Here is an 18,788-nt window from a genome sequence, read left to right as displayed (position 1 = left end):
ATATTACCTCCATTTTGCAAACATATCATATGTTTGCTTTACTGCTTCTATTAATCTATCAACATCTTCTTTTGTATTATAGAAATATAAACTCGCTCTAGATGTTGAATTTATTCCCATATATCTCATTAGAGGTTGTGCACAGTGATTACCTGCTCTTATACAGACTCCAAAAGTATCAAATATTGAGGCTACATCATGTGGATGAACTCCATCTATTTCAAATGATAAAACTCCGCCTCTTTTTTCAATATCTTTTGGTCCATATATTTTCACATATTCAAGCTTACTCATTTCTTCATATGCATAAGTCATTAGTTCTTTTTCAATTTTTTCTATGTTATCCATACCTATTTCATTTAAGTAATCTATTGCTTTTGATAATCCAACTGCACCTTCAACATTTTGAGTACCTGCTTCAAATTTATATGGTAATACATTAAATGTAGTTTCTTGCTCATATACATACTCTACCATATCTCCGCCAAACATTAAAGGTGGCATTTTTTCTAGTAGTTCTTTTTTACCGTATAATACACCTATACCCATAGGTGCTAATAGCTTATGGCCTGCAATTACTAAAAAATCTGCATCTATGTCCCTTACATCTACCTTCATATGTGGAACACTTTGTGCCCCATCAACTATAACTATAGCACCTTTTGAATGCGCATATTCAGCAATTTCTTTTACAGGATTTATTGTTCCTAAAGCATTAGATACATGTGTTATACTTACAATCTTTGTTTTTTCAGTAATTTTACTTCTTACTTCTTCTTCTGTAAGTTCACCATTTTCATCAGTGTACATATACTTAAGAATTGCACCTCTAGCTTTTGCTACTTGTTGCCATGGAATTAAATTTGAGTGATGTTCTGCAATTGAAATAACTATTTCATCACCTTCATTTATATAAGTCATTCCATATGACATAGCTAAAAGGTTAAATGATTCTGTTGCATTTTTAGTAAATATTATTTCTTCTCTATATTTTGCATTTATAAATTTCCTAACCTTTTCTCTTGCTTCGTCATAAGCTTCTGTTGCAAGTACACTTAATTCATAAGCACCCCTATGAGGATTTGCATTAGATTGTTCATAATAATTTTTTATTGAATTTATAACAGAAATAGGCTTTTGTGTTGTTGCAGCACTATCTAAATAAACTATTCTCTTTCCATCTCTCTCTTTATTTAATGTAGGAAAATCTTTCAAAAAATCTCTATTATTCATTATCTAAACATTCCTTTATAGAAGCTAATATCGCTTCTCTTATATTCTCATTATCTATTTTGTCTATTATTGGATTAAAGGCTCCTTCTATGATTACTCTTCTAGCATCATTATAGCTTAGGCCTCTACTCATTAAGTAGAATAGTTTTGCTTCATCTATTTTACCTGAAGCTGCTGCATGTTCTCCAGATACATCATCTTCTTCACAAAGTAGTAGTGGAAGAGCTTTTCCCTTAACCTTTGGAGATAGTATCATACAATATTCATCTTCTACTCCAACACTTCTTGAAGCTCCTCTCTTGAAATCAAGAGTTCCTCTGAATATTTTGTTTGCTTCTCCCTTTAAGGCTCCCTTAGTTGTTATTTCTGACTTACTTCTTCTTCCTTTGTGAGTCATAACATAATTCATATCTATAACTTTCTTATCTCCACCTAAGTAAATTGAACTAAGTGTTGATTCAGAATTATCTTCAAGTAAATCACCATGATAATTTGTAATACTATTTTTTCCACCTAAGTCTATTGAAACAAAATCAACTTTACCATTGTATCCAACATCTGAAAGGTTTGAATCTAAATTCATTGTATTTTTATTTAATAAATTTACTTTAACAACTTGAATGTTGCTATTATTTTTACTAAATATCTTACAGACACCATTATGATATCCTTCACTATCATCTAATGAATTATATTTTATAATTACTTTAGCATTAGAATCTTCTTCTGCAACTATTAATATATTATCTACTAAAGTATTATTTTCCTTATCCATATTAAATTCTATAACTATTGGCTCTTCTATCTTAGCATTTTTATCTATATTTATTACATATCCTTTATTAAAATCAAATTCGCCTTGATTTACTATTTCATCTGAAACTCCATAGATAAACTTTTTATTTAATGGAAATACATTTCCTTTATTAAGTTTTTCTATTGTAACTCCTTCTAAATCATTACCAGTTATTTTATCATTATTAAAGATTCCTATTTCAGGAGCTTTATAATCTCTCAATGTTATATCATTAACATTTAACCAGCTTTTAGTTCTTACAGGAGTCTTATTTAAATTATTAAAATTTAAATTATTATTCATTATCCAATGCTCCCTTCTAATTCAAGCTTAATTAAATTATTCATTTCTACCGCATATTCTAGTGGTAATTCTTTTGATATAGGCTCAACGAATCCTCTTACTATCATTGACTTAGCTTCTTCTTCACTTATTCCTCTACTCATTAGATAGAATATAGCTTCATCACTAATTTTACCTATTTTAGCTTCATGCCCTATTTCAACATCATCATTCATTAAATCTATAACTGGTATAGTATCAGATTTAGATAAATTATCTAACATTAATGATTCACATGATACTACTGACTTTGAGTTATAAGCATTTGCATTTACTCTTACAACTCCTCTATAAGTAGCTGCTCCTCCATTTTTAGAAATAGACTTTGAGTTTATTGTTGAAGAAGTATTTGGCGCTGCATGTATTATTTTTGCTCCAGTATCTAAGTTTTGACCTTTACCAGCAAAAGATACTCCTGTAAATTCTGCTCTTGCACCTTCTCCTTTTAAAATACTCATAGGATAAAGCATTGATATCTTTGATCCAAATGATCCTGATACCCATTCTATTCTTCCGTTCTTTTCAACTATTGCTCTCTTTGTATTTAAGTTAAGCATATTCTTTGACCAGTTTTCTATTGTACTATATCTAAGAGTTGCTCCTTCTTTTACAAATAGTTCAACACATCCTGCATGAAGATTAGTCATGTTATATTTAGGCGCTGAACACCCTTCTATAAAGTGAAGTGTTGCTCCCTCTTCAACTATTATTAAAGTATGCTCAAATTGTCCTGCACCTGGAGAATTTAATCTAAAGTAAGATTGTAGTGGAATATCTACATTTACTCCTTTTGGTACATATACAAATGATCCACCTGACCATACTGCTCCATGAAGTGCAGCAAATTTATGATCACTTGGTGCAACACATTTCATAAAGTATTCTCTAACTATATCTTCGTATTCTTTAACTGCTGTTTCCATGTCTGTATATATTACGCCTTGCTTAACAAGATCTTCTCTTATACTATGATAAACAACTTCTGAATCGTATTGTGCTCCAACTCCAGCTAATGATTTCTTTTCTGCTTCTGGTATCCCTAAAAGATCAAATGTCTTTTTAATATCTTCTGGAACCTCTTCCCAGCTTTCATTAAGCTTTGACTTTGGTCTAACATAAGTAACTATATTATTCATGTCTAACTCATCTAATGATGGTCCCCATGTTGGAAGCTTAATCTTATTATATATATCAAGAGATTTTAATCTAAATTCTCTCATCCATTCTGGTTCATCTTTTTCGTTAGATATAGTTTCTACGATTTCTTTTGTTAATCCCTTATCGGCTTTGAAGTCAAATCTGTCTTCATTTTTAACATCGTAGACACCTCTATCCATATCATCTACATAGGTCTTCTTCTTAATTTCCAAAGTATTCACCTCCATATTACATTGCTGCTTCTGCTTTAAAAGATTCATATCCATTTTGTTCAATTTCTTTCGCTAATGTTGCATCTCCTGTTTTAACTATTTTTCCATTAACTAAAACATGAACGTAATCAGCTTTTAAGTTTTCAAGTATCCTTGTATTATGTGTTATTATTAAAACTCCATTTTCTTCATTTGCAAACATCTTTATACCTTGTGAAACTATTCTTATAGCATCTACATCTAGACCTGAGTCAGTTTCATCTAGTATTGCAAGCTTAGGACTTAGCATAAGCATTTGTAATATTTCATTCTTTTTCTTTTCTCCACCAGAAAAACCTACATTTAAATATCTCTTTGCATATTCATTATCCATTTTTAGTTCTTTCATATTATTCTTTAAATCTTTATCAAACTTTAAAAATTTAATTAATTGTCCATCCTTAGCTATTTTTGCACTTCTTATGAAATTTTCTACAGTTATACCCGGTACTTCTTCTGGATGTTGGAACGATAAGAATAAGCCTTTCCTTGCTCTTTCATCAGTTTTTAATTCTGTTATATCTTCACCTTCAAATGTAACTTCACCTTCAACTTGCTTGTATTTTGGATGAGCCATTAAAGTATTAGCTAATGTTGATTTCCCAGCACCATTTGGTCCCATTATAACGTGAATCTCACCTTTATTTATTTTTAAATCTAAGCCTTTAAGAATTTCTTTTCCTTCTACAGCCGTTTTTAACCCATTTATATTTAATAAAACATCACTCATATTTACATCTCCTTAATTATATTTGAATTTATTTTAAGTATATTTAAATTAATCCTTATTATTTCACTCTGAATTGATTATATCATACTAAATTACTCAGATTTAATCAACTGGTATTTTTTTAAATTTGAACTATATTGTCTAATTATTTACTAATAACTTATATTAGCTTTGTATTTCTAAATATTTTTTACTTTATATAAAAAAGAAGCTTATTCAAAGGAATAAGCTCCCACTTTTACATCATTCCAATTATCATACCAACTATATATGGTACTAACCATACTAACCATACAGCTATGCTAAACTTATGGAATGTAGCTTTTTTCTTTTCATCATTTTTATATAAAACCCAAGTTGCCCATAAAGCATGAAATAACATTAAAATAATAGCTAAAAGTCCAGTTACACCATGGATCATTTGAGAAACTTCTGAAATTTCTTTTATTCCTTCTTCTGCTATTTTACTCATTGTTAACGTTCCTGTAGTATCAAAAATTAAACCTAACCAAAATATAATTACATGTTTTTTGTTTAAGCTCTTAGCCTTTCTTTCTCCAAATACACCTATTGTGTAAAATACTAGTGCTAATGTTATAGTTACAATAGCTAAAATTAATTCTGAATTCATCTTTCATCCCTCCAAATAAGTTTGCATACAAACTATTTAGTTCGTATGCAAACTATTATACTTTTCAATATTTCTTATGTCAAGACTAAAAAGAGATTAAATTTAAAATCTCTAATTAATCTTTTTTATCTTATCTTTTATTCTTCTAAGCTCTTCTATTGCACGTTCCCCCTCTTCATTAGTAAACTTATCAAAAACTATATCAAAGCTATTATTTATTTTCATTCTGAATTCCTTTGAAAACTCTAATCCTTTATCAGAAAACCTAACATATGTATTACGTTTATCACTATCATATTTAATTTTTTCTAAATAGCCTATACTTTCTAACCTTTGTACAATCCCTGATACTGTTCCCTTTGCAAGGTGCATTTCTTCACAAAGCTTTGATATCGTTACCTCTTTATTGTGACCTATTATCTTTATAACCATTATTTGTTGATGAGTTAATCCACTTTCCTTCAAACTACTACTTAAAATATTCATAGTACTTGAATATATCTCTTTTATAAGCATCGCCATTTCAAATGAATCAAATTTATTTTTCATATTTTCTCCTTTAAATATATTTTTCTAATTAATATAGTTTAATAATATTATAACTTATATTTATATTACAATACATATAACTTAATGAATTTAAAATAGCTACTGCAAAACTCAGTAGCTACATTAATTTATAATTCTTTAGCTAATACATATCTTCTTAATCCTCCATACTTAATTTTATCTTTTTTAATTTTATATCCTAAGTTTTCAAATGTACTAACACTATACTTATTATATGGTGATGCTGTCGATGTTAATAATTTAACATTATCTTCTTTAGCTATATCTTCAATCTTTTCACAAAGTATTCTTTGAAGCCCATTTCCCCTATAATCACTTCTAACTACAGTTGATTCAACTTGACCAACTTTAAGTAGCTTTTCTCCTTCTAAATCTAGATCATAACCATAATTGCCTTTTTCATAACCTTTTTTTATATAAACAGCCATAGCAATTAGCTCTTCTTTTTCATTTAAATAACCTATTATTTTAGCACCCTTTTTGAAATACTCTATAAATTCATTTTTTTCTGTAGGAGCATATAATTGCTTATCTTCTAGTCCGTCCATTATTATATCTTGTAGACCCATTATTTGATCTATATAACTTAAATCTAATTCTCTATATTTAGCATCAACCAAATTTCCACTTTTATCTTTTAACCTTAGTATCTCCTGCATTTTAATATACCTCCTTATTTACTATATATGTTCCAATTAATAATCTATATAGTTAACACTAATTGTATATTAAAGAGTTACTATACCTATTTTAAGTAAGATAGAAAAATCGAAATCATATATATTATTTAAATTTTTATATAAGTTACTAAATTACTAACTTTATTTTTACACTATCAATTCCTTAGATATTTTATTTAAATGTTAAGATTTCTTGTAACTTATATAATATCATATTTTTATAATAATATTATTGTTAATACTAAAAGCAGGCATATATTTATATATCTCCTGCTTAATATTAGTAATTACATACTTTTCAATACTTATATTAATTAATTAAACAATATTTTTATTATTATTTCAACTTTCTAAAAAAATAAATATTTTTTCTAAATACGGTACTAATACATCATCATTTTCTAAATAAAGTTCATGTTTCGCATTTTCAAATCTAACTAATTCACATTTATCACATTTTTTTGAAAATCTTTTTTCTCCCTTTTCACCAACTAAAGCATCATTACCAGCTTGAAATATTAAAACTGGTATCTTTATCTTCTCTATATTTTTCTTCTTAAATATATACTTAATTGCTTTTAAAGATTCATATAGCCATCTAAAGGATCCCCCACCTCTTTGTATCTTTTCATTGCATACTATTTCTTTATAATAAGCTCTATATCTACTTTCATTTGATGTTGATGCTAACATAAAATCATATGTACTTTCATAAGGTATATTACCAAATATAAATTCATCACCTTTTCCAAATAATATACTTATTTTTGCTATACTTCTAGCAAGAAAACATGGAACTTTTCCTATTGCTATCTCTAGCATAGGACATGATAAAATAGCTTTATTAAAATAATCTGGATATTTTTCTATAAACATAGCACCTATTGCTCCACCCATAGAGTGAGAAAATAAATATAAACTTTTACTATTTTTAATTACTATTTTATCAATAAATTTTTTCAAATCTTCTATATAATAATTAAAATTTTCTACATTTACTTGTGTATTATCTTTCACTCCTAATTTCCCAGATCTCCCATGTCCTCTATGCTCCATTATATAAACAGAATATCCTTCTCTTGTGAAATAGTATATTATTTCTTTATATTTCTCTATACATTCTGTAAATCCGTGAGAAATAACTATTTTAGCTATTTCTTTTTTTACTTTATATTTTTCATAATATATTTTTATATTATTTTCTCCAGTAAAACATCCTGATTGTTTTATATATGAAAGCTCTTTTTTAACCTTTTCTACTATATCTTCATCCATCCCAAAATTATTAAAATATTCTCTTTTATTGCTTATAATTTCGTCTCTCATTTTAGCACTCCTATACACAATAGTCCTTAATATTTTATCTCATTTTGGAAAATTTATTAAAAAAGGTAGGGATATTCCCTACCTTTTTAGCTTAATATAAAGTTTTGCATTGCAAGCAGTGCTTTAACATCTATATTTTCATTAGAATCTATAAGTTGTCTAGCTTCTTCTTTTGAAACCATTATCACTTCTATATCTTCATCATCCTCTAAGTTATCTGATGATACATCCCCATCACATGTACATTGAACTAGAGCTACAGACTCATCAGTCATACCTACTGAAACATAAACTCTCTCTTTAGTATTTTTATAATCTATGCTAATAAGGTCTAAACCTGTTTCTTCTTTTAATTCTCTCTTCACTGCCTCTTCAAAACTTTCATTATTATCTATAAGTCCAGCTGGTAATTCAATCACATAGCCATTTATAGGAACTCTAAATTGTCTTATTACAACCAACTTATCTTCTGCTATATGCTTTGCAACTATTACAACTGCATCTATTTTATCTTCTTCTCCATGAAAAAATTTACTCTTTAGCGTTTCTAAATCCTTTCTTGATGCTATACTCCAATTTCTTAAATTACCCTTTTTATTTATGTAATCTGCATTATACAACTTTAAATATTTTGTATCTGCTAATGTTGTTATATTACTTATCCTTACCTTACTCATACCCTCAACTCCATTACTATTTTAATTTACAGTTATTATTATATATATTTCATATTTATTTTACAAATGATTTAACTTTTATTACTGGTATTAATTCACTTATTGATTTAAAATTATATTATATTTTCTATATAGTACTAAAAAATAATCTAACTTAAACTTGGTTCTAATTTTTTATTATATTTTAAGCAATTGGAGGATGTATAATTTGAAAGAAATAAACAACAAATTTAAGCAAAATATCTTACTTGGAACATATTTGATCGTTTTATATTTTGTACTTTTAAATATAAAATATGTAGTTGGTTCATTTGGAAATGTTATAGGAATTTTAAGTCCATTTATCATAGCCTTTGCAATGGCATTTGTATTGAATTTACCTATGAAATTCTTTGAAAAAAACGTATTTTATTTTTTAGATAAAGAAAAATCAAGTTTTGTAAGAGGCTTAAAGAGACCTTTATCTATTTTAACAACATTTATTACTGTTATTGGGCTTATAATAGCTTTAGCTTTATTTGTTATTCCACAATTAGTATCAAGTGTTTCAACACTGCTAGATACTGTTCCTGAATATATAAAATCTTTCGAAGCATTAATAAATGAATTTGTTTCATCAACTGAAATTTTACAAAATGTATATAATACTTTAATGAGCACATGGAAAGAATTACTTCAATTCTTTGGAGGATTATTAACTACTTCTCTCACTGGTATATTGAATACTACAATGAATATCACTAGTGGTGTTGTTAATTTTGTTCTTTCTATAGTATTAACAATTTATATGTTAGCTAGCAAGGAAACTCTAATATATCATTTTAAAAAGATATTATATGCTTTTTCAAAGAAATCTATAGCAGATAAAATAATAGAGATTGGTAGACTTGCTAATGTTACTTTTGCAAAATTTATAACAGGTCAGTGCATAGAAGCTGTTATATTAGGAGCCCTTTGCTTTGTAGGAATGAATATATTCTCAATGCCTTATTCATTACTTATTAGTGTTCTTATCGGAGTAACAGCATTAATTCCAGTATTCGGGGCATTTATTGGTACTATTCCAGCTGTATTCTTAATACTTATAATAAATCCTATACAAGCTTTATGGTTTATTGTATTTATTTTATGCTTACAACAATTTGAAGGTAATATCATTTATCCTAAAGTAGTTGGAAACTCCGTTGGACTATCTGCAATATGGGTTATGCTTGCCATGTTAGTTGGCGGTAGTACACTGGGATTAATAGGTATGTTAATTGGAATACCAACATTTAGCGTAGCTTATCAACTTATTAAAGAATATACTAATAAAAGATTAATTAATAAAAATATAAAAATTTAATAAGGAAGTGAGATTAATCTCACTTCCTTATTAAATTTCATTTATCTTCTTTAAAATTTCATCACATATTTTATGAGTCTTTAATGCATCTTCTATTGTTGGAATTGCCTGAACTCCTAACTTTACAGAATTAATAAACTCATTTATTATATTTTCAAATCCTCTTCTATATAAAATAGTATCCCAATCTTTAAAAGATTTATTTTCTTCTACATTATTTATTAGTACCTTTGAATCTATTAAATTTCTAACTATTACTTTTTTTCCTGATGATGTATATTCTAGCTCCTCTTCATTAGCTCCACTATCTCTATTCATCATTGCTATACACGTTGTATTTTTGCTTGTCATTGTAACAACAACATTATAAATTAACCCATCCCTCTTTAGCCCATTTACGTTTATACTTTCTATATCTTCATCCATTAAAAATCTTAATGTATCTACAACATGAATGAAATCATCTAAAACAAAAACTACTGGATCTTTTGGACTATTTACTCTATTTTTTTCTAGCTTTATAACAGAAGGTGTACCATAGTTTTTTAAGTTTGAATACATTGGTGCAAATCTTCTATTAAATCCCACCATTAATATTTTATTAACTTCCTTAGCTAAATTAGAAACTCTTATACTATCCTCATAACTATAACTTATAGGCTTATCTACATAAACATGAATATTATTATTTAAAAGCTTTTCTATTATTTCTATATGACTTTCGGTAGCTGTATGAACAAAGGCCGCATCGATATTCATATTAATTAACTCATCTACAGTAGATACTGCTTCATTTATCCTATATTTTTTTGATAAACTATTTAATCTTTTTTTATTACGAGTACAAAATACTATTTCTATTCCCTCTATAGCTGTAATAACAGGTAAATAAGCCTTTTCACATATATTTCCTAAACCAATTATTCCTATTCTCATTAAATTCACCTCTTTAAAATATATTTTGATTCCATTTTATCATAAAATAAAAGCGAGAAGATACCAATCCCCTCACTTAAATAAGATTATCTAACCTATCTTTATTTTCTTTTATTACTTCTATAAATTTATCTGCAATAACTGGATCAAATTGACTTCCACTAAATTTTCTTAGTTCTATTATAGCTTCATCATATGTTTTTCTTTGATTATAAGGTCTGTTTGAAGTCATTGCATCAAAACTATCCACAACAGTAAGAACTCTCGATAAGTAAGGAATTTCCTCGCCCTTCAATCCATCTGGATAACCAGTTCCATTATATTTTTCGTGATGATGCAATATAATTGGAACCATCTTTTCTAATGATTTTACAGGTTTTATTATTTCAGCTCCACTTTCTGGATGCTGCTTTAATAACTCCCATTCTTCTGTTGTTAATGGCATTTTCTTCATCAATACATCTTGAGCTATATTTATTTTTCCAATATCATGCATATAAGCTCCATATATCAAAGTATCTGTATCAACTTTATTTAGCTTTAGCTTTTCTGCTAACAATCTACTATATAAGACTACCCTCTCAGAGTGTCCATATGTATATCTATCCTTAGCATTAATTACACTTATTAAAGTTTTAATTGATGTAACTAATTCTATATCTTTTTCATCTATGTCATTCTTAAGCTCATCTAATATAGAAGTATATGTCTCAACTCTATTTTTATTAAAGAACTTTGCTCTATATAACGCATCATCTGCGCTCTTTATAAGTTCTACATCACTTTTAGCTTTGTCTGGATAAACAGAAACCCCCATAGAAGCTGTCAAAACTCCTCTTGGTTGATTTTCCTCTCCATAAAATTTAGTTTTCTCTATAGTGGACCTTAATTTGTCTGCTAGTGACAAAGCTTCTTCTTCTGTAGTATTTGGTAATATCACTGCAAATTCTTCTCCCCCGTATCTAGCTGCAATATCGCCTTCTCTTATATTATTTTTTAATATATCGCCTATAGATCTTAAGACTTCATCTCCCTTTTGATGTCCATATAGGTCGTTATAATGCTTAAAATAATCTATATCAACAAATATCATAGAAGTATGTTCTTTATCCTTCTCTGATAATATTATTTTCTCTTTCAATGCATCATGGAAATACCTATGATTATATACCCCTGTTAATCCGTCCTTATTTACTAATTCCTCCAACTTGTTAATATGCTCATCTTCAATTTTAACATAAAATCCCAAAGGCCAAGCTGTAAGAAGAAAAATACCTGATAGTATTAAATCATTTTGAAAATATTTATTAACTGCTCCTGCATTCGGAAAACAAAAAATATCCATTCCTAATATTAAAACGGAAGAAATAAAAGCAACTGTTATTCCATCCTTTAATCCCAACTGTATAGTTGAGCTAGTTATTATAAATAAAAATATATATTTATACTCACTTGCATAAGCCCCCGAAAGTGTTATTGCTAAAAAGAATATTGCAATAAAAAATAAGTTCTCAATAAATATAATCTTTCTATATTTACTTTTGTTTATTCTATCATTTAATGAAAATGACCATACAAGATATATTCCTAATAATAATAACATTACAATCCCTAATGCCATAAACATAATTTGTTGATATACTAAATTATTTAAAAATTCATTATCATTAAAAATATATTGAAAAAATATAATAGCTGTGAACATTAATGATGCTAATTTTACTATTGAAACCATATCATTTATTTGTTTTCTTTTATCTTTATTTATTTTGTTCAAATTGTCCACCTCTTAGTAACTTAAATAAAGATCGGATAAATCCGATCTTTATTTAATTATTCATCTCTTAAAGCCTTTGGCTCTTCTGGTTGATATACAGCCCAGAAACATGCTGAAGTAGCTACTACTGATGCAATTACTGTAGCGAAAGTTGCAACTGCCATTAAAATTTTATTGTTTAATCTTTTCATTTTTTTCAACTCCTATCATTTTCATAATTTTTATTAATAAAGAGTCTAATATACCTACTAAAATATGACCATATCTGGTTAAAGTAAATATCTGCCATAATATACCAGCATATATACAAACAGAGTAAATTAAAAAAATCTGACTATTGCTGATATAATACATTACTATATTATAACATACTATAATCATATAAATAGATAATACTATTAAAGAGCTCTTTTTTAACTTTTTTATTTTTTGTTCTTTTTTTATTGGTTTATTTGGACTATCTACAGGAGCTAACTTATAAATAATAATTAATGAAATTATATATATAATAGATCCAATAAAAACTATATAATTAATATTTAAATTAATACTTTTAATTAAATATCCTGGTAATACCGCTACTATTATACCTATTAATATACAGTTAAATGGCGTACTTGCATGAACTCCCCCAGAATATTTTCTTAATATAGCTTCAACGAATGATATAATTAAAGCTTCATACATTACTCCAAATATTTTTCCAAATATGGCTACTGTTAATATTGATATAGCCATATGTATAACAGCATATAAACCATATTCTATGATACTTCTTTTATCATCATCCAAATTTAATTCTTTTTTTAAATTATAAGATATATTTTTACATAATAGCTCTAAATTCATTTTTTAAGCTTCCCTCTTTTTTTATTTATTAAATAAAATATAATAATTATTATTAATGTAATTAATAATGATGGCAATCCTAAAATTGATTTCTTTATTGGATCTTTAAATAACTTATCCAAATCAAGATTCATTAAATTAAGTCCTAAAACATTAACTGCTTCTGATATTAGTTGAATTAAATATAAGATTATAATACTTTTTATTGCACGAATTACATCAATTTTGTTATATACTATAGATATAAACAATAAAAATAGTACTGATAAAGTCATATGTACCCCATAATTTATTGGAAGCAATCTTATTATATACACTGAGCTAGAAAATAATAAGCTAGATATTATATAATTTTTTCTAGTTATATTAATTTGTGAAAATACATAAATAGCAAATATAAAAAGAAATCCTTCTGGTATTACTCTTAAGAAAAATTCTATCGGTTGTAATTTTAACATGTCATATCTCCCTTTTTTATATGAATTAACTAATTCATCTTATCATTTGTTACATTCAAAGACTTTACTACATTATAAATTATAAGAAATGCATAAAATCTAATGAAAATATCGCCTATACTAAGTACACTAAATCCAATATCAAATATATCTGTTAAAATCTTTAATTTAGTCGCTTCGTCCCCCAATATATGTATATCGTTTACCTTACTAAAAGCATCTAATTTTGCATACCCAGTTAAATATGATAATGTTGGAAAAACAGGCATAAATCCATTATTAGCTACAATTGCTATATCATTTAATATTCCTCCAATTATAACAAAAATAGAACCAATAATAGCAACTATATACTGCCTAAAGATAAAAACTAATGGTAAATATGAACATAAATATATAGTTTTTAGTACACTTGCATACTTAATAACCCCATAATTTTCCATAAATATATTAGCTTGTACAATAAAATAAACTACCTCCATAAATAATACTGGATATATAGACCAACTTTTAAATAAAGGTTTTATTTTTAACTTCTTTATTTTACAAAATATTAGCGAAATTAATATAGTTTCAATCATATATTGTCCTTTCAATTATTATTCTTTCAATAATCTCTTTAATAAATCAATATACTCCAAAAAGATTTTATATTCTTGTTTACGTAGTAATTATACTATTATATGTTATTGTTTTCCATAGTTTTTTTTGAATTAAAACGTTTTATTTGATATTTTTCCCAATATTTTATTTTTTTTGATTAATTTTATTAGAATAAAAGGGAAACATCAAGTTTCCCTTTATATATAACTAAATTTTAATATATTTTTTATAATATAATTAATCTTATTATATATTATTTAGCTAGATCCTTTTATAATTAACGTGTAAAATATGGTGCGCAATATAGCTATTTGGCTTTTGTAAATAATATTTATACAGCTTCTGTATCATAGGATTTTCATGAGATTTTCTAATAACTTTATTTTTATCTTCATTATATATTGCATTCATTCTCTTTTTTAGCACATCTCTATTTGACTTTATAAAAGGCTGACCCCCTCCATCAATGCATCCTCCAGGGCAAGCCATTACCTCAATAAAGTGATATTTTGAATTTCCATATTTAATTTCATCCATTATTTTTTTTGCATTTCCTAATGAACTAACAACTGCTACATTAACTTCTTTTCCATTTAAATCCACTTTAGCTTCCTTAATGCCTTCTAGTCCTCTTACATTTTCAAAATCTATTTTCTCTAATTCTTTACCGGTTATCCATTCATAAGCAGTTCTAAGTGCTGCTTCCATTACCCCTCCACTAGTTCCAAAAATAGTACCTGCACCACTTGATATTCCTAAAGGATTATCAAATTCTGAATCATGTAAATTAACTATATCTATTCCAGCTTCTTTTATAATTTTAGCAAGCTCTCTTGTAGTTATAACTAAATCTACATCCTTTATACCATCAATATCTTGCATTTCCTTTCTATTTGCTTCATACTTTTTTGCTATACATGGCATAATAGATACTACCGCTAAATTTTCTCTTTTTATAGATAACTCCTGTGGAAGATAATTTTTGGCTATAGTTCCAAACATTTGTTGAGGTGATTTACAGCTAGATACTAAGTTTAAGTTATCATAATAATTAGATTCAGCATAACTTATCCAAGCTGGACAACAACTAGTTATAAGCGGCAAGTTCTCACCCAAAGTAAATCTCTCTATAAATTCATTTGCTTCTTCCATTATAGTTAAATCTGCTGCAAAATTAGTATCAAAAACAGAATCAAAAGATAGCAATTTTAGTGCAGTTACAATTTTTCCTGTTGATAATTCACCTGGTTCTAACCCAAATTCTTCAGCAAGTGCTGACCTAACAGCAGGTGCAATTTGAACTACAACATACTTATTATTATCATCTAAAATTTCCCATACTTTTTTATAATCGCTTTTTTCTCTTAAGGCACCTGTAGGACAGACAGCTACACATTGTCCACAATAAGTGCAGTTAGTCTCATTTATTGAGTCATTTGAAAATGTCGATATATTTGTCTCAAAACCTCTATTAGCTACTGTTATTGCATGAACTTTTTGAATATCATTACAAGCAGTTACGCATCTTCTACATAAAATACACTTTTCTCTATCCCTAACAAAACCATCTGAAACATCTAGATCGAATTTTACTTTTTCACCCTCATATTTATTCTCATCTACCCCTAAATCTGATGCTAATTTTTGCAACTCACAATTCATATTTTTATCACAATTTAAGCAATCTTTTGGATGATTTGATAATAATAGCTCAACTATAGTCCTTCTTGCTCTAATAGCTTTTAAAGAATTTGTTTTTATTGACATCCCTTCGCTTACTTCAGTTGCACATGATGGTACCAATCCATGCCAACCTTCTACTTCAACAACACATACCCTACAAGTTCCCTTGCAATTTCTTGTTTTTCCATCCACCATATACATATGACATAATGTAGGTAAATTTATATTAAGTTTTTTTGCAGCATCTAAAATACTAGTTCCTTTTTCTACCTCTACATTAACTCCATTTATCTTAACACTTATCATCTAAAATTCACCTCCTAAGCTAGTTTTTATAATAGCTTTAGTCGGACATGCTTCGTAGCATAAACCACATCTTATACACTTATCAATATTAATAATATGTTTTTCTCTAATTTTACCTTTAATAGCTAATACAGGACATGCCCTTAAACATTTAGTACATCCAATACAACTATCTGTAACCTCATATTTCACTAATCCTTTACATACTCCTGCAGTACATTTTTTATCTATTACATGCTCCTTATACTCATTGTTAAAAAACTTTAAAGTACTTAATACAGGATTGGGAGCTGCTTCTCCAAGTCCACAAAGAGATGAGTCTCTAACAACTTCACATAATTCATTAATTTTTTCTAAATCTTCTTCTACTGCCGTACCATCAGTAATTTTCTTTAATAACTCTAATATTCTTTTATTCCCTATCCTACAAGGAGTACATTTGCCACAAGATTCATCAACACTAAATTCTAAATAAAACTTGGCTATATCAACCATACAATTATCTTCATCCATTACTATCATCCCTCCAGAGCCCATCATTGATCCAATTGATGTTAAAGTATCATACTCTATAGGTAAATCTAGGTACTCTACTGGTATACAACCACCTGAAGGTCCTCCTGTTTGTATAGCTTTTAACGCTTTATTGTTAATAATTCCTCCGCCTATCTCATAAACTATATCTCTTAATGGCATTCCCATTGGGATTTCTACTAAACCTACATTATTAATGTTTCCTGCTAAAGCAAAAACCTTAGTTCCAGCAGATTTTTCTGCTCCTATTGAACTATACCATTTAGCACCATTGTTAATTATTTGACTAACATTTGCGAAAGTTTCCACATTATTAACACAAGTTGGTCTTTGCCATAATCCTTTTTCTGAAGTCCTTGGTGGCTTCATTGTTGGCTCTCCTCTTAGTCCTTCAATTGAATGAATTAGCGCTGTAGCTTCACCACAAACAAAAGCTCCTGCTCCATACTTTATTTCAATATCAAAATTGAATCCTGTATTTAATATATTACTTCCTAAAAGTCCTATATCTTTCGCCTGCTTTAATGCTACTTTTAATCTATGAACAGCTAATGGATATTCCGCTCTTATATAAATATATCCTTTACTAGCTCCAATTGCATAACCACAAATAGCCATTGCTTCTAATACTAAATTAGGGTCTCCCTCTAATATTGCTCTATCCATAAAAGCTCCTGGATCTCCTTCATCAGCATTACAAATTACATATTTTACATCTCCATTTGCTCTTCTAGCAGCTTCCCACTTTCTTCCCGTTGGAAAACCTCCACCGCCTCTTCCTCTAAGTCCAGATTCACTTACTTCTTTTATAACTTCTTCTTGAGTCATAGTTGTTAATACTTTGCCTAGCGCTGTGTAAGCTCCTACACCTAAAGCATCCTCCATATTTTCAGGATCTATCACTCCACAATTTTTTAATGCTATTTTCACTTGTTTTTTATAAAAAGGTATCTCTTCTTTTACTTTTATTTTTTCCTTAGTTTCTTCATTTTCATAAAGCAGCCTGTCTACAACTTTACCTTCAAGAACATGACTTTCTATTATCTCTTTGACATCTTCTTCTGTTACCTTTATATAAAATACTTTATCTGGCATAATTTCTATTACAGGGCCCTTTGCACAAAATCCAAAGCATCCTGTCATTATAACTTTTACATCTTCTTGCAAATTTAATCTTGTTATTTCTTCATTAAATGCCTTTAAGATATTGTCAGAATTTGATGCTTTGCATCCTGGTCCTCCACAAATTAATATATGCCTTTCTTTTATTTCATCATTATTAAATTTTTCTGGATTTTCTCTAACCTCTATTTTCTTTTTACATTCTTTATATTTTTTTAATAAATCATTATAAGTACTTATTTTCTCCATATTAACCTTGCTCCCTTAAATTATTTATTAATTCGTTTACTTGAGGCTTGGTAAAATATCCATAAACTTTATCGTTTACAAGTACAACGGGTGCTATAGCACATGATCCAACACATCTTAATGTATCTAAAGTGAATAATCCATCATTAGTTGTTTCCCCTTCTTTTATTCCAAGTATCTTTTTAAAATCCTCTAATATATCACATGCCCCTCTAACAAAACATGCTGTACCGGTACATATACTTATTACATACTTTCCTTTTGGTTCTGTAGAAAAATATGAATAAAAAGTTATTACCCCATATACCTTAGATACTGGTATATTTAATCTATAAGCTATATACTCCTGAACCTCTCTTCCTAAATACCCATATAATCCTTGGGCATGATGTAATACAGAAATTAATGAACTTTCATCATCATTCCCTTCTTGGATAAATAGTTCTAAATCTTTAAATTTACCACATTTCTCTCTCAAATTATCTCCCCCATATTTAACTGAATTTTTAAAATATTCTAACAATTAAATAGT

Annotated in this window: 19 protein-coding genes; 1 reads left to right on the top strand and 18 read right to left on the bottom strand. The window is 27.8% G+C overall.

Annotation, left to right across the window (positions count from 1 at the left end; translation table 11 throughout):
* Positions 1-3: 3 nt before the first annotated feature.
* The 9 genes from J2Z25_RS05995 to J2Z25_RS05955 form a co-directional block, all read right to left on the bottom strand.
* Complete coding sequence (locus J2Z25_RS05995; RefSeq protein ID WP_209739118.1) at positions 4-1,233, bottom strand: cysteine desulfurase; 1,230 nt, start codon at positions 1,231-1,233, stop codon at positions 4-6.
* Complete coding sequence (gene sufD, locus J2Z25_RS05990) at positions 1,226-2,332, bottom strand: Fe-S cluster assembly protein SufD (protein ID WP_209739115.1); 1,107 nt, start codon at positions 2,330-2,332, stop codon at positions 1,226-1,228. Before sufD ends, J2Z25_RS05995 begins: the two co-directional genes overlap by 8 nt.
* Positions 2,332-3,741 (bottom strand): Fe-S cluster assembly protein SufB, encoded by a 1,410-nt coding sequence (gene sufB / locus J2Z25_RS05985; RefSeq protein ID WP_280915854.1) that lies wholly within the window; start codon positions 3,739-3,741, stop codon positions 2,332-2,334. Before sufB ends, sufD begins: the two co-directional genes overlap by 1 nt.
* A gap of 16 nt (positions 3,742-3,757) precedes the next feature.
* Complete coding sequence (sufC, locus tag J2Z25_RS05980) at positions 3,758-4,510, bottom strand: Fe-S cluster assembly ATPase SufC (protein ID WP_209739113.1); 753 nt, start codon at positions 4,508-4,510, stop codon at positions 3,758-3,760.
* 238 nt (positions 4,511-4,748) lie between these two features.
* Positions 4,749-5,141 carry an HsmA family protein gene (locus J2Z25_RS05975; RefSeq protein WP_008676949.1) on the bottom strand — a complete coding sequence of 131 codons (393 nt, stop codon included), beginning with the start codon at positions 5,139-5,141 and terminating at the stop codon, positions 4,749-4,751.
* Positions 5,142-5,252: 111 nt separating this feature from the next.
* Positions 5,253-5,690, bottom strand: a complete 438-nt coding sequence (locus tag J2Z25_RS05970) for a MarR family winged helix-turn-helix transcriptional regulator (RefSeq protein ID WP_008676948.1) — start codon at positions 5,688-5,690, stop codon at positions 5,253-5,255.
* A gap of 128 nt (positions 5,691-5,818) precedes the next feature.
* Positions 5,819-6,370, bottom strand: a complete 552-nt coding sequence (locus J2Z25_RS05965) for a GNAT family N-acetyltransferase (RefSeq protein WP_008676947.1) — start codon at positions 6,368-6,370, stop codon at positions 5,819-5,821.
* A gap of 363 nt (positions 6,371-6,733) precedes the next feature.
* Positions 6,734-7,717 carry an alpha/beta fold hydrolase gene (locus tag J2Z25_RS05960; protein ID WP_209739111.1) on the bottom strand — a complete coding sequence of 328 codons (984 nt, stop codon included), beginning with the start codon at positions 7,715-7,717 and terminating at the stop codon, positions 6,734-6,736.
* An 86-nt stretch (positions 7,718-7,803) separates the two neighbouring features.
* The gene (locus J2Z25_RS05955; protein WP_209739109.1) at positions 7,804-8,394 is read right to left on the bottom strand and encodes an NUDIX hydrolase; all 591 of its coding nucleotides are present in this window, start codon (positions 8,392-8,394) and stop codon (positions 7,804-7,806) included.
* A 208-nt stretch (positions 8,395-8,602) separates the two neighbouring features.
* Between J2Z25_RS05955 and J2Z25_RS05950 the strand changes: the two genes are divergently transcribed.
* On the top strand, positions 8,603-9,739 hold the full coding sequence (locus J2Z25_RS05950; protein WP_209739106.1) for an AI-2E family transporter: 1,137 nt from the start codon (positions 8,603-8,605) through the stop codon (positions 9,737-9,739).
* Positions 9,740-9,769: 30 nt separating this feature from the next.
* On the opposite strand, the gene J2Z25_RS05945 is transcribed toward J2Z25_RS05950, so the two are convergent.
* The 9 genes from J2Z25_RS05945 to J2Z25_RS05905 all read right to left on the bottom strand — a co-directional run bounded on the left by J2Z25_RS05945 (position 9,770) and on the right by J2Z25_RS05905 (position 18,734).
* Positions 9,770-10,675: a Gfo/Idh/MocA family protein gene (locus J2Z25_RS05945; protein WP_209739104.1), complete on the bottom strand. Its 906-nt coding sequence runs from the start codon at positions 10,673-10,675 to the stop codon at positions 9,770-9,772.
* 76 nt (positions 10,676-10,751) lie between these two features.
* Positions 10,752-12,452 carry a diguanylate cyclase gene (locus J2Z25_RS05940; RefSeq protein ID WP_142691176.1) on the bottom strand — a complete coding sequence of 567 codons (1,701 nt, stop codon included), beginning with the start codon at positions 12,450-12,452 and terminating at the stop codon, positions 10,752-10,754.
* A gap of 56 nt (positions 12,453-12,508) precedes the next feature.
* Positions 12,509-12,643, bottom strand: a complete 135-nt coding sequence (locus J2Z25_RS05935) for a cyclic lactone autoinducer peptide (protein ID WP_008676938.1) — start codon at positions 12,641-12,643, stop codon at positions 12,509-12,511.
* Positions 12,624-13,301 (bottom strand): accessory gene regulator ArgB-like protein, encoded by a 678-nt coding sequence (locus J2Z25_RS05930; RefSeq protein WP_209739102.1) that lies wholly within the window; start codon positions 13,299-13,301, stop codon positions 12,624-12,626. Before J2Z25_RS05930 ends, J2Z25_RS05935 begins: the two co-directional genes overlap by 20 nt.
* On the bottom strand, positions 13,298-13,759 hold the full coding sequence (locus tag J2Z25_RS05925; RefSeq protein WP_008676936.1) for a hypothetical protein: 462 nt from the start codon (positions 13,757-13,759) through the stop codon (positions 13,298-13,300). Before J2Z25_RS05925 ends, J2Z25_RS05930 begins: the two co-directional genes overlap by 4 nt.
* A gap of 29 nt (positions 13,760-13,788) precedes the next feature.
* Positions 13,789-14,340: a DUF5317 family protein gene (locus tag J2Z25_RS05920; RefSeq protein ID WP_209739100.1), complete on the bottom strand. Its 552-nt coding sequence runs from the start codon at positions 14,338-14,340 to the stop codon at positions 13,789-13,791.
* Positions 14,341-14,623: 283 nt separating this feature from the next.
* Positions 14,624-16,351, bottom strand: a complete 1,728-nt coding sequence (locus J2Z25_RS05915) for an NADH-dependent [FeFe] hydrogenase, group A6 (protein ID WP_209739098.1) — start codon at positions 16,349-16,351, stop codon at positions 14,624-14,626.
* Positions 16,352-18,256 (bottom strand): NADH-ubiquinone oxidoreductase-F iron-sulfur binding region domain-containing protein, encoded by a 1,905-nt coding sequence (locus J2Z25_RS05910; protein WP_209739095.1) that lies wholly within the window; start codon positions 18,254-18,256, stop codon positions 16,352-16,354.
* 1 nt (position 18,257) lies between these two features.
* Positions 18,258-18,734: an NADH-quinone oxidoreductase subunit NuoE family protein gene (locus tag J2Z25_RS05905; protein ID WP_209739092.1), complete on the bottom strand. Its 477-nt coding sequence runs from the start codon at positions 18,732-18,734 to the stop codon at positions 18,258-18,260.
* Positions 18,735-18,788: the final 54 nt, after the last annotated feature.

The sequence above is a fragment of the Clostridium tertium genome (genome assembly GCF_017873245.1).
Lineage (GTDB): Bacteria > Bacillota > Clostridia > Clostridiales > Clostridiaceae > Clostridium > Clostridium tertium.
Note: the sequence above shows the minus strand (reverse complement) of the source record. Positions and strands in the feature narration are given on the sequence as shown.